We start from the raw sequence: 13,289 nt of genomic DNA on the forward strand, positions 1-13,289 counted from the left end.
GCTCATCTAGAAACCGACGGAAGGGAGACATTAATATGACGTTAGACGTAAACACTTCAAACACGGAAGCTTTCAAAAAAGCCTTTCATACGATGGAAGAAGCGTTCCCTTACGCAAAAAAAATGTATCAATCTGATGCATTACAGGCTGCTGCAAAAGTCATGGAAGACGTAGATGGAATGAAATTTCTGTATCAGTATGCTGATCGATTCGATGCAGCGGGCTTGTTCGAAGGGGGACCTTGGGCGGAACCATCAAAGCTTGAACCTCGTCTCGTATCAGGTTCTTTAATGGCTAGCGGAATGACAAGCATTGTGGAAATTTTAAGTGAACTTCGCATGGTTTCCATAGCGAAAGGGAATCACGAACATGAAACGGTAACGAAAGAAAAGGCAAAAGATTTCTTAGATTCTGTAATGGCGTTAAATATCGATATTTTATTTCCTGAGGAAACAGAAGCAGCTAGAATCGAAGGAAAAGGGAAAGAAAAAAATCGTGCAGAAAAGCTCTTTCATTTTTTAGCAGAGGAACTGTCCCTCACCTCTATTGCTACCACCCTCATTAAAGAGATCGATGGTCTTGTTGCCCAGCGACCGATCATGGTCAAACGGACCGTCTCGATGATTAAAGATGCCGAACAACTTCTCAACAATCCGATTAACGCTCAAGACAAAAAAGCGATTAAAAAATATGTTCAAGCCCTTTCTGGATCTGCAAAATTGTGTAAAGAGGTTAAGGAACCATGCGATTACAGAAAACGTTTAAAAGACGCGACCGATAAAGAGTTGAAAGAAGAAGCAAAAGCCTTTGCAAAATCGATGCATGAAACAGGGCTTGTATCTGATCATCATGTCGTTCTCGTCCGTTACTTTAACCGGGAGAAAAAAGATCTACTACCTATTGCTCTCGGGTTAAGTAAAAAAGGAATCGCCCACCTTGATGAGCATTTTGATACAGTAAGTGGATTAATAAAGGTAGCGATTCATCCGCCGATGCGGCAGTCGTTATACGGTTTAGCACTCTTGTTAGAACGCGGTGTTTTATCATCTAATCCTGTTATTCCAGGACTACGCCGATTAATTGAGCTTGATTTACAACCAGATATTCGAAAATTATTGTTAAACTCTATCAATCCTAATGAAGGTATCACCGCCAATGATATTCTCGTTGCCGGCGTTATCAGTGTGTTAGGACAACCACTTGGGATTGGTCAAGGTATGAACCCAACGTGTCAGACAGCCCGAGGCATCAGCCTTTGGTCTTTGCATGCTCCCGGTCACTTATTAGAGTTAATCCCTCGTGCCGCTCGAGATGGAGATGTGGATGTCATGTTTGAAGGGCAGATGATTCATTCCAAAAACCTACGGGAAGGGTTAGTGGATGATTTACATGAAGAATTAGATCCCGTTTCGTTAGTACTCGTTCCTCACATGGACCGCATATACGGTGAACTTGTTCGTCGAGCTGGCTTCCGCGGTGATGATGTTCATAAATGGGTAAATCCAGCCTTCTATGGAAACTGGGTGAACAATGGATTCAGCTCTGCTCTTGATCCTATAACAGGATCTGTCACTGACTTTTCAGGATTTGTAAGACTGTTTTACTCGACGCACCATCCTGAACTTAATGAAGGTCATGAGTTGATCTATCCAAACCCAGTTGGTATCTTCATTACTAACTCGTTTGGCCACTTGCTTGGGTTGCACGCTGTCTCTATTCAGCGAGTTGCTAAAGACCCAGATGGGGAGTATCGAATTTACATGTATAACCCGAACAACGATAGCTCACAAATATGGGGGCAAGGAATTGAACCGAGCGTTTCTGGACATGGTGAAATCGCTGGGGAATCATCGTTACCATTCCATCAATTTGTTGCGCGGTTGTATGCTTTTCATTACAACCCGTATGAGCAAGGAGACGCTTATGCTGTTGACAAAGAAGAAGTGGAAAAAGTCGAGAAATTGGCTCGTGAAAGCTGGGGCGAAAAATATACGTGGGTTGACCTTTAAAACGTTGTAGAAAAGAATGTTGAGAAATTCTCATCATTCTTTTCTTTTAGTAATAATAGAGCAATTCTCGAACGAATTGACCGGTGGAGCTTTAAGGAATCTTTCTTATGAGCTCTATCGCTACATTCCTTTTCGTTAAGTTCTTTGATAATATCGCGTCATCTACTATAATTAAGAAAAAGATACACGGAACGGAGTGGATGAGCATGTGCGGACGATTTTCTCTTAGTAAAATAGATGGTTTAGATGAGCGCTTTGCGATTGCCCAAGATTTCCTTCCAGATCAGATGGAGGTCTCCTATAACATTGCTCCAAGTCAGCAAATTCTCTCCGTCATACATGATGGGAATAAGCGACGCATGGGACACCTTCGTTGGGGACTCATTCCTCGCTGGGCAAAAGATGAAAAAATCGGTTATAAACTTATGAATGCACGAGCTGAGTCATTAGCCGAAAAACCAAGTTTTAAAAAAGCATTTCAAACTCAACGCTGTCTCATTATTGCTGACGGCTTTTATGAGTGGAAAAAACAAGGTGGGGAAAAACAGCCTTATCGAATGACGTTAAAAGACGAAGAACCATTCGCCTTTGCTGGCTTATGGGAAAAATGGCGTTCGCCCTCTGGCCACCAAGTTTTTTCCTGTACAATTATTACGACAGAAGCCAATCCATTATTACGGGACATTCACGACCGGATGCCGGTCATCTTGAAACAACAAGATGAAGCAGCATGGCTTGATCCAAACCAAACAGATACAAGCGAACTTGAACACTTGTTGCAACCTTTCCCAGATGAAGACATGACGGCGTATCCCGTATCTCAACAAGTGAATTCTCCGAAAAATAATCGACCTGAGTTAATCGAACGAATATCTCTGTGAATGCTTACTAAGAAACAACTCCGCTTGTTTCCAAGGTCGGAGTTGTTCAGAAATTATTACTATAAAAAAGCGAATCAGCTTCAAACGTCAATCGATACGAGAGTAGGCTTTCTTTTATCTTGATAAATGATAGTAACTTTCTCATCAGTAAGTTTATCAAATTTTTCAGACATACCAAACGGCACATCTAACACCAAATATTGACCATGAAGCTCAAACTCTACAGAAGAACGATCTACTGCCCCTTTTAAAACAGCTTCCGTTGATACTAAGTTCGAACTTTCAATAACGAGATCTTGTCCAATTAGGATAAAATCATCTTCCATGTCATTCATTGTTTTTAGTTCTTCTACGGTCAAATTTAAACGACTTGCGACACTCCACAGTGTTTCCCCTGGGGCCACCGTATAAATCGCTCGATCGACAGATTTCTCCTCAAGTTCTACATCCTCTACTTCCATAGGTGGAAGATATATTGTCTGCCCAGGATAGATGATATTCGCATGGATAGTATCTCCATTTACTTCTTTGATTTCCTTTACAGATACGCCATGATTTTTGGCTATTCTATACAACGTATCTCCTTGTGCTACTTGATAGACCGTTCTCTTTTCTTCCTTTGCGGAAGGATCCTCAATGCTAGCTTTCGTTACGCTTGGAACTAGAATCTTTTCTCCTACAAAAATCCGATCATTTGTTAATCCGTTCATATTTTTCAAGACTTTCACACTAACATTAAACTGCTGTGCGATAGAATATAATGTATCTCCCTTTTCAACATCATAGATGCCATTCGAGTCTTCAAGGCTATTCCCAACCTGTTTAAATTCATCTGCATGGAGTGGAACATACAATTTTTCTCCGACTTGAATAAGGTCTGATGACAAACTATTGGCTTCCTTGATCGTTGTTACAGTCAGCCCATGCTGTTGTGCTATGCGGTAAAGAGTGTCCCCCTTTTTTACCGTGACACGTTTATATGTAGCCGCCTTTTCTCCTGGTACTGTTATCTGTGCACCAGTATAAATCCTGTTTGAATCGAGACCGTTTACATTTTTTAGCTGATCGATCGAAACATTATATTTTTTACCAAGACTGTAAAGAGTATCTCCCTTCTTAACGGTATATAGTTGTTCCGTCGCACTCACTTCTAATGCCTTCCCACCACTGAATAAGGCACCCGCCGCAACCGTACTTGCCAACGCATATCCCGCCACTTTTGTTTTGCGTTTTTTACTTAATTTGTTCCGTTCTTTCGTAATTCGTTGTTTTCGAGTAGATTGTATAAGCTGCAATTCCTGGTTCATTTTTGCTCCCCCTGATTATTCGGTTTATTTCCTGTTTTCACCAACATGTATAATGTTAGCCTTTCGTATGAAAGGAAAAAAGAGATAAACCGTAAAAGAGGAATGAAGCACCGTACTTATCTGACAATTCAGGATGATTAGCCTATTGAGAAATCTCAAAAAAGCAATGGTTTTGCATAGAAAGTATTAGTTATAAACTTGATATGATTATAAATAAGCAATACTTTCGTATTTTCTCAAATTTTTTTTCGTTGCATTACTCCTCATTTTCACCTAACAGGCGTTTTCACTAAAAAATCTAGGGCTTCAGACTGATTATTAAAATGAAGTTCTGTTTCGTGATTTGATTGTTTTGCCGTTCTTTTCAACTGCATTTTTGCAATACTACTACTCACAACAACTGCCGCTCGTTGCATTCCGCTTTCTATAAGCCACTCTTGGTGAAGAACCAGTTCCTTTTGCGTTTCAGGAAAAAGAACTGTAATTTCATTCATATCAACCAATACATCAAACCCTTTTGACTGATATGGCTTGATGAGTTCAGCCAATTTACCATTTGCTTCATGAATATCTTCTGGCGTCACTTTCCCAATCCAACTAATCCCAATTATCTTATGTTGTTTATTTATTACTTTTACTTCATGCATCATACTCACTCCTTATATCATGATATAATAGTCTTGCTTATTTATACTTACATATAACCATTTACTAACTTTTTGAAACCTACTTTATTTATTTTTTGAAAAATAACATTCATTTGATCTGAAGTCAGAATTTTTAAATTATTTTTTTCGTTAAAAAAGGCGATTCTTGTTCTGTATATGGTATAATTAATTCGTTATAACATTTGTTTTTCAAGAAAGGAGGAGCATCATGGACCAAGAGAAATTATCAGCTGGAAAAAGTTCCACAGGTCTTGATGAAAATTTAGGAGGGCTTCTTGCTTACTTAGCTACATTTGTTACAGGCATTATTTTTATCATTATTGAAAAGGAAAATGATTTCATTCGCTTTCATGCCATGCAGTCCATTTTCTTGTTCGGAGGATTACTCATCCTCAATATTGCTATCGGAATGATCCCATTTATCGGTTGGATTTTCAATTTACTCTTCGCTCCAATTTTCTTTGTTTTGTGGATTGTTGCGATGTACAAAGCATACAAAGGGGAAAGATATAAATTTCCTATCGTTGGTGATTTAGCAGAGAACCAACTAAAAAAATAACTCTGTTTATTAGAAAGAGAGCAGATCCTGTTCTCTTTTTTTATTTTGATTTATATTTTATCAATGGAATTGAATGATGATGATATCCAGAGGACATTAAAAAAACAATTTAGGGTTTCAATCCTGTCTCTTTTTTCTAAATTTTAAATGGTTTTTGGACAGCTTATTACCTTTTTTATTCATGCCAAGTACTCTAGTGACCTTTCTTTTGGCTAAATGCTCGGTTAGGGTCACTAGTTTACGGCTTTACTGCCCCTTCTTTTGCCTAAATACTCGTTTAGGGTCACTAGTCGGCAGCTCTACTTACCTTTCTTTTAACAAAATGCTTGTTTAGGGTCACTAGTCGGCGGCTCTACTGACCTTTCTTTTACCAGAATACTCGGTTAGGGGCACTAGTCGGCAGCTCTAGTGCCCTTTCTTTTACCAAAATACTCGTTTAGGGTCACTAGTCGGCAGCTCTACTTACCTTTCTTTTACCAGAATACTCGTTTAGGGGCACTAGTCGGCAGCTCTACTGACCTTTCTTTTACCAAAATACTCGGTTAGGGTCACTAGTCAGGAGCTCTACTGCCCCTTCTTTTGCCTAAATACTCGTTTAGGGTCACTAGTCGGCAGCTCTACTGACCTTTCTTTTAACAAAATGCTTGTTTAGGGTCACTAGTCGGCGGCTCTACTGACCTTTCTTTTACCAAATTGCTTGTTTAGGGTCACTAGTCACATACTCTACTGACCCTTGTTTTACCAAAATACTCCGTTAGGGTCACTAACAGTCCAGGCACTCATTCGCCTGATTTCATTCAACTAAAAAAGATTTGGAATGACTGTAACTAGTCATCCCAAATCTTCGGTCAATTAGTTTAAATGTAATCCATGTCCGAACTCGTAAAGAACGTTACCATCATAATCTGGAATCGTAATTGGCAACTGGCCGGAAGGTGCATTTTCACCAAATATCGTTGCTGCAGTAGCCTCAAAACTAGCGCTTCTAAATCCGTATTGGGCAACATAAGCATCTACTTCATTATGATATGCCATTATATCGTAGGGGTTTCTAAATCCGACTGCGATAAGTGGAGCATCTGTTTCACCCGAGAGATCTCTCACCATCGTCATTTGTGGACTAGATTCTGCTCTCTGAGCGACAGTAGCGGTGGTCGTTCCAACGATCACTTTATCAGCCTCTCGAATCTCTTCCCACTGCTCGTCAGAAATATCATCACTTGAAGATGCCCGAATGACTGATGCATCAGGATAATAATTCCGAACTGCATCTCCGAGACTACCGATATAGCTACCTCCTAAGACGACGATGCTTTCATCTTCATTCATATCTAATGGCAGCACCTCATCGCTGTTTTCCACTAATGTGACGGCTTTCTCCGCCACTTCTTTTTCTGTCATTTTGTGTTCTTCAGAGCCGACCACTGCTTCCGCGTTAGTAATTTTATCTTCCAACGCTTCTGGCGTTTCTTCTTTTAAAATTCCTCGGTTCATTTTAAGGGAAAGAATCCTTTCTACAGAAGCTTCTACTCGATCTTCTGTGATCTCTCCATTATCTACAGCATCAAGTAACCCTTCAGCTACTTCTCCTAAACCTACAGGCATCAACACTATGTCAGACCCAGCTTTCACCGTTCGGATCGCAGCATCGACAGGACCAAAATGATCACTGATTGCCTGCATGTTCATCGCATCCGTAATAATAACACCTTCATATGCCATCTCTTCTCTCATTAATTCTGTTAAAACGGTATGAGAAAGCGTTGCAGGTAATGCAATTTCTTCTCCAGTTGCTTCTGATATAACTTTTGTATCGTCAATTTTTGGAAAAGTCACATGAGCCGTCATGATCGCATCAATATCTGCGTCCATCGCTTGTTGAAATGGATGCAACTCTACTTCAAATAAACGGTCAATATCGTGCGGTACTTCTGGTAACCCTAGATGAGAATCCACATCTGTATCACCGTGACCAGGGAAATGTTTAGCAGTTGCGGCAACCCCGCTATCTTGAAGCCCTTTCGTATAAGCAACGCCCAATTTACCAACCAAATCAGGATCTTCACCGAATGAACGAACTCCGATTACTGGGTTGTCCGGATTATTATTTACATCAAGAACAGGTGCCAAATTCATATTGATGCCTAGAGAGTTTAGTTCTTCTCCTATGTCATGTCCAACATCATATGATAATTCTTCCGAGCGCGTTGCCCCTAACGCCATGTTCCCAGGGAAATCCGTGCCCGACTGTAACCTCGTTACAATCCCACCTTCCTGGTCAATTGTCATAAGTAGACCAAATTTCTCAGCCGCTTCTTGGTAATCAGATACGAGTTCAGCGGTTTGGTCTGTCGTCACCACATTTTCAGCGAATAAAATAACGCCTCCTAGATGATACTCTTGCACAAGTTCTTCTATTTCTGGAAGCATTTCTGTTACATTTTCACCATCCCAATTACGAAAATCTGGCATAAGCATCTGACCGATTTTTTCTTCGATTGTCATATTTTCGATCGCGTGACCAATCATATCGTAGCGTTCTCCTTCTTCCTTAATTAAAGAAGGTTTCGTATCAGGTTTCCCCTTGCTACTTGAGCTTCGGTCCTTTTTACTATGAATGGCTATTCTGTCCGTGTATTCACCATCTGTCACTTCAATAAATGTTCTACCCGTCTGGCCCGTCATCTTTACTGTTCCATCATCTACACTAGCAACATTTTTGTTTGATGATTCCCATGTTAACTGTTCTGATTTAACAGAGAAATGACCTCCTTCGTAAACATTAAGCGCTTTCAAATCTATCCGATTGTTTTCAAAGGTTCCATCTGCTTCCGGTACATTTTGAAAAATAATCAGATCCTTTACACCGTCTTCTGCGGCTTGCACTGTTTGCCCTGCCATACCTGTCATTAGGTGAGACATAGCTAAGATGATTGCTAGAAACGATAACGTCACTGTCTTTTTTACTGATTTCATACGACGACCTCCTAGTTATTAATATGGTTCACTCCTACCTCCAGTCTTATTAATATATTAAAGAGATAAACTCTCTTTATAACATAAATGTAATGAGGTAAATTTATTACCAGCTTTCTACCTTATCTTAAGACTACTGAATTTTATATATAGTTGTCTATACCACTTAAGTGCTAGAATACTAGGTTTTTATAAGCAGATATACCTTTAGTCATAGTTACTTGTATTTATTCCCACCATACTAACATCTGTTTTAAATAAAATCGAGATTACTCATGTAGATAAAAACATTGTATATCCGACGTCTTGTCTAGCTATTAAACCTTTTTACCTATTAATCTAATCAAAGATTTTATATACAGTTTAATTGCATAAAAGTCACATCTTACAGTTGAAACATTTTTTTTAAAAATTATTCAATATAATCACAAAAATATACACGAAGGATTTTCGATTTATAATAACTTAAAGTGAGTTTCGTTCCATAAATCATCCCTAAATGACATGAAATATTTCCCTTTCCTTTTAGAGAATAATCTGGGAAACGTCCGGTCTAGAGAAAGAAATTGTTTTTTGTAATTTATGGCAAGACTGATAGCCATTTTTTCAAAATCCTTGTTCTCAAACTCAATTTCATTAATAACTACATGGGGATACTCTCCCCGACCTCTCCGCAATTATTTCGTAGTAATCTCAAACAATCCTTTGACTCTCATCCTCTGATCCCTTCCTTTCATGCTCCACCTTTCCAGTAACATTATCTTCTAAAAATCGCTCACATATTAACTTCTTACAATCGCTCCCATAGTAAAGATAAATAAGACAGTGATGAATGATTGTAAGTGTGTTTTTTATCAGTTTTCCCAGTAGATTTACTGATTTCTGCTAAAATCGCTACATAAAAACCCGATAGTACTATTAAAACAGAAGACCACCTGTAAATTGGATTTCTCATTAAGATATGGTTTAGGTCTCCATCCGTGACCCATAAGAATAGGAGCATTCCTGGTATTAATATTGCACCAATAACAATCTGAATTCTCGTCCAAGTTTTCTTTTCCATGACTCACCAACTTTCATTCAGCCCTATTACCTTCTCGACTTTACGCCAACACCACTAAAAGTATAAATCCTAGGGTTATAAGTACTTTCAATGCCGTATACTTGTCCCGTTATTTTTACCCATTTCCGCTAGAACAAGAATGAAAAAATGAGAGGATAAATAGCATATTGCAAGCGGCCATTTATAACTTAGGGTTGTAATCAGGAAATGGCTGTTCTCCGTCTATAGCCCACTCTACTAATTAAAACCCAGTTCCAAATATTAAAACTATAAATAGCTGAATTCTTAACCATGTTTTCTTTAAAACTAGTGACTAACACAGCGACATTAAAATGATACTAGTTACTGAATAGTGATTGTATTTCTTCTAATCAAAAACATACTCCCACGAACTCCATCCTGTTAAATCGGCAAATGAAACACTTAATCCTACCCCTTTTTGATCAATATCTTCAGAAAGAGTTGGCATCATGGAAGAGTATTCGGTTGTGTTATATTCCGTCGAAGTCATAACTTCGACCCTTAAGTCCTCATTAAATAATGTTATTTTACTACCTGTAACTATAGCGTTATTTTGTTCAAGGACCTTCTCAACAACATTAATCACAGATGGTAACGAATCGTTGATACTTTCACTTATTTCACTCCGCAAATGATTGTTCGTTGTTAATTCATCATTCAAAACATTGTTTATAGCACGAATTTCTGTCTCAGTAGTTGATAAGTATCCATGTGACGTTTCTAGACTTTCGATTTCTTCCTCTATTTTCTCAGCTAGCGTTTCTTCTTCCTCTTCCAATAAACCTAATATACCAGGAGGTTCATAATCACTAATCACATCTTTTATTGATTTATAAACTTCACTTGATGCGGCCATACTGGCCTGGTCGGCAGCTATATTGGCTTGATTTTTCACAACATAGATATTCACTATATTAAATGTTAATATCAGCAACATCCCCATCAAAAAGAAACCCCAAATTAAATAAAACACTGTGCTTCCGTTCTGATTATTAATATACCTATTCATCATTCTAATAACCTACCTGAAGTAGAATGTGAAAAGTTAATGGATGTATTTTCTCGCCAAATTTCCGGAATAAAAATTAAACCGTGTACAATTTCTATTTCCAAGTCATATTCATTACTATTTATTCCTGGATCTATGTTAAATGAATGCATGCTCACAATATCACTATTTCCTATAATGTCAGAAGCTACTGCTTGCGCCTCCGTATAATTTTCAGTAAGTGAATACGTTTTGGAGGCTTCATTCAACGCATTCTGAGTGGTAACGACAGCAATTCCGGAAGCAACTACTTGCCACAATAAAACAAATATTAAAAAGAAATAGGGTAATACGCCTATGAATTCAATGGTCATAGAACCATTTTGTTTCTGTAGATATCGCTTTAATATTTTCCGAATTGCCAACAGTCTCCACTCCTTTATTCATTTTAGTCCGAGTAATATTCTTTATTGACTTTATACTGCAAATAAAAAGGTCCAAATAAAAGTGTCCACACAAATCGTGTTTTCTTCGTTTCAAACGTATCATTAAATATTTTACGTGTTACAAAGCTTAGATAAACGATAACAGCCATGCCTCCATAAGTAAGCGGAGTATCAATAACATCAACCGTAGACTTCAATTGATCGCTATAATCTATAAAGTATGCAGATGTATAAAAGCATGCCTGAATCGAATAAATAACTAACACTATGTAGGGCATTACTAAAGGAATCATTTCCTGCCCCGCTCTTTCATTAATAGCTTTGCTTCTAGATATAAACCAATACGGAAGGTAAACGCCATACGTCACTAAAGATATAATCACTCTTAGAAATACTGATGCTTTTTTAAAATCATGTTCATAATCCATCGTTATTCTCCTCTACTGTCAGTAATCGTTATGCCATGCTCTTGAACCATCGTATCTATCACACTTAAAAATTCAACTAACTGTTCATCTGATTGTGTATAATACTCATCCCTAAGAGCAAGTTGTTCCTTTATTTCATTTTCATCATGATCTTCTGGATTCTCTAAAAAGGTCCTTAACGCTTCGTCCTCTATTTCAACAGCTTTATGGATAAATTGAATTTCTTGTTTCAATAACTCATTTAACTCTCCAACCTCTTCTGTTTTTATATCACTTTCATATTTTTCTATCATTGAAAGCATTTCTGACACTTGAGGCTGAAGATAAGTTTCATTTACCTCGAACATCCCTTCTTCATCTCCATTCAAAGCCGCCTCATGATACATATTGTAGTAGTCTATTAATTCGTGATATAACTCTGTCCACGGGATATACATGGTATTTAGATAATCTTTCAAATCTTTCTCTACAGAATCGATGTTTTGACACCCTGTAACTAAAATCAAGTTCACAATAAGAATAGAAATTAAAATAGTGTGTTTCATACTAAACTCTCCCTCATTATTAAGTTTCCAATCTAGTGAAGCTTTGGGGTGACCATTCATAATAATGAAGCGTCATGACAAACACAAATAAGGGAACCATAAAGACATTTAGTAACATTCTTAAAATAATAAAAGTGATTAAATCTGTTGTAAATTGCATTGTCGTCCATGATAACCCAAACCAAATCAGCATATTTGCACTTATAAAAACAATAAGAATAAGTATCATTTGAATGCAATGATTTTTACTAATTTCAAACATTTTTTTAATAGCTTTCTTTCCTTTTAAATTATCAATAATTTTTACATAAGGGTAAAAAATTGCAAATGTAAGAAAAATTATTCCAGGTACAATTAATAATAGCGTCCCAGGAAGTACTCCTGTTAAATAAAGTGTGCTGAGAAATCCAATAGGTACGAAACATTTAATGAATAGTAAAAGTGCATAGCGAAGATCCACTTCTTCGTTAATGATTGAATGACTTGCAATCCAAATATAAGGTATTTGAATAAGAATAACCCCAACACCTGCCACTATAAACATACCGATCGTTCCGATTAAAGTTAACCCTAAGTAATCAAAAAAAACAAAAACAAACACCGTTAAAAAATATTCACCAAACTGTAAGGGTAATCCTATTACAAGAGTAATGAACAAAATGTGGTGAAAACGGCTCAAATATAAACTAAATGCTTCATTTAAATAGGACATTTAGTCAACTCCTCATAAAAAATATATGACTATGTTTATATAATCTTTAGGTACTGTCTTACTTTCTTGATTTTTAGTCATTCTCGTCTTTGACAATAGTCCATAGCCCTGAATAAAGCATATTTAAAAATATACTAACAAAAATACCAGCAACGCTATACCGGAGTTGCGTAATTTCCTCACCATATAAGCGCACGCTCGCTTGCATAGATGCATATGAGCTACCACCTGCAATTAATGCTGCTAGACAAAACACGCCAAAGAAAAGAGGAAATATTTTTTTACTTCCCTTCCCCCCCCATATTGCACCGAAAAATTCTTTCCGGTAGATGTATGGAATGATAGTAGAGGAAAGATAGATGATAAGAAAAAGAACACCGATAAAACTAATTGCTCCAAAGTATCTCCAAACTCCAACCATAATTAAACCAGTCGCCACATAGTTACAAATAATATAATGTAGTTGAATCCAACCAATTATTTTCCATTTTTTCATGATTACCCCGTAAATTGTCCATAGAGTGAGTGGGACGACGAAAATGAGGCTTGCTACTCCATAAATTAATGATAGCTCAGGATTCGCAGTAGCAATTGCTCCCCCCAAAATAGGCATGAATAACATTACCCAAAATATACGAACATTTTCCTCCGCTTCTTTAGCAACATATTTTTTTTCCCTCATTTAA

General features: G+C 37.5%; 13 protein-coding genes. 3 read left to right on the forward strand and 10 right to left on the reverse strand.

Going from position 1 to position 13,289, the window contains the following annotated elements; genetic code table 11:
• Positions 1-35 precede the first annotated feature (35 nt).
• Together QDN89_RS15920 and QDN89_RS15925 are read left to right on the forward strand one after the other, a co-directional pair.
• On the forward strand, positions 36-2,009 hold the full coding sequence (locus tag QDN89_RS15920; RefSeq protein ID WP_280771155.1) for a hypothetical protein: 1,974 nt from the start codon (positions 36-38) through the stop codon (positions 2,007-2,009).
• Positions 2,010-2,215: 206 nt separating this feature from the next.
• Entirely contained in the window at positions 2,216-2,890 is a 675-nt protein-coding gene (locus tag QDN89_RS15925; protein WP_280771156.1) for an SOS response-associated peptidase, read from the forward strand.
• Between the two features lie 80 nt (positions 2,891-2,970).
• On the opposite strand, the gene QDN89_RS15930 is transcribed toward QDN89_RS15925, so the two are convergent.
• Together QDN89_RS15930 and QDN89_RS15935 are read right to left on the reverse strand one after the other, a co-directional pair.
• A complete protein-coding gene (locus QDN89_RS15930) occupies positions 2,971-4,197 on the reverse strand; it encodes a LysM peptidoglycan-binding domain-containing protein (RefSeq protein ID WP_280771157.1) in 1,227 nt (408 codons plus the stop codon).
• A gap of 269 nt (positions 4,198-4,466) precedes the next feature.
• Positions 4,467-4,844, reverse strand: coding sequence for a SpoIIAA family protein (locus QDN89_RS15935; protein WP_280771158.1), 378 nt, complete (start codon positions 4,842-4,844; stop codon positions 4,467-4,469).
• 229 nt (positions 4,845-5,073) lie between these two features.
• Between QDN89_RS15935 and QDN89_RS15940 the strand changes: the two genes are divergently transcribed.
• Positions 5,074-5,424, forward strand: a complete 351-nt coding sequence (locus tag QDN89_RS15940) for a DUF4870 domain-containing protein (protein ID WP_280771159.1) — start codon at positions 5,074-5,076, stop codon at positions 5,422-5,424.
• 852 nt (positions 5,425-6,276) lie between these two features.
• Here QDN89_RS15940 and QDN89_RS15945 read toward each other — a convergent pair.
• The 8 genes from QDN89_RS15945 to QDN89_RS15980 all read right to left on the reverse strand — a co-directional run bounded on the left by QDN89_RS15945 (position 6,277) and on the right by QDN89_RS15980 (position 13,285).
• Positions 6,277-8,400 (reverse strand): glycoside hydrolase family 3 protein, encoded by a 2,124-nt coding sequence (locus QDN89_RS15945; RefSeq protein WP_425335409.1) that lies wholly within the window; start codon positions 8,398-8,400, stop codon positions 6,277-6,279.
• 790 nt (positions 8,401-9,190) lie between these two features.
• Positions 9,191-9,463 (reverse strand): hypothetical protein, encoded by a 273-nt coding sequence (locus QDN89_RS15950; protein WP_280771160.1) that lies wholly within the window; start codon positions 9,461-9,463, stop codon positions 9,191-9,193.
• A gap of 367 nt (positions 9,464-9,830) precedes the next feature.
• Entirely contained in the window at positions 9,831-10,496 is a 666-nt protein-coding gene (locus QDN89_RS15955; protein WP_280771161.1) for a hypothetical protein, read from the reverse strand.
• Positions 10,493-10,897 (reverse strand): TadE/TadG family type IV pilus assembly protein, encoded by a 405-nt coding sequence (locus tag QDN89_RS15960; RefSeq protein ID WP_280771162.1) that lies wholly within the window; start codon positions 10,895-10,897, stop codon positions 10,493-10,495. The genes QDN89_RS15955 and QDN89_RS15960 overlap by 4 nt, the downstream gene beginning before the upstream one ends.
• A gap of 23 nt (positions 10,898-10,920) precedes the next feature.
• Entirely contained in the window at positions 10,921-11,346 is a 426-nt protein-coding gene (locus QDN89_RS15965; RefSeq protein WP_280771163.1) for a hypothetical protein, read from the reverse strand.
• 2 nt (positions 11,347-11,348) lie between these two features.
• Entirely contained in the window at positions 11,349-11,891 is a 543-nt protein-coding gene (locus tag QDN89_RS15970) for a hypothetical protein (protein ID WP_280771164.1), read from the reverse strand.
• Positions 11,892-11,910: 19 nt separating this feature from the next.
• Positions 11,911-12,603, reverse strand: a complete 693-nt coding sequence (locus QDN89_RS15975) for a hypothetical protein (RefSeq protein ID WP_280771165.1) — start codon at positions 12,601-12,603, stop codon at positions 11,911-11,913.
• Positions 12,604-12,676: 73 nt separating this feature from the next.
• A complete protein-coding gene (locus tag QDN89_RS15980) occupies positions 12,677-13,285 on the reverse strand; it encodes a hypothetical protein (RefSeq protein WP_280771166.1) in 609 nt (202 codons plus the stop codon).
• Between the last annotated feature and the right edge of the window lie 4 nt (positions 13,286-13,289).

Origin of the sequence: Salipaludibacillus daqingensis (assembly GCF_029891575.1) — a bacterium.
GTDB classification, from domain to species: Bacteria; Bacillota; Bacilli; order Bacillales; family Salisediminibacteriaceae; genus Salipaludibacillus; species Salipaludibacillus daqingensis.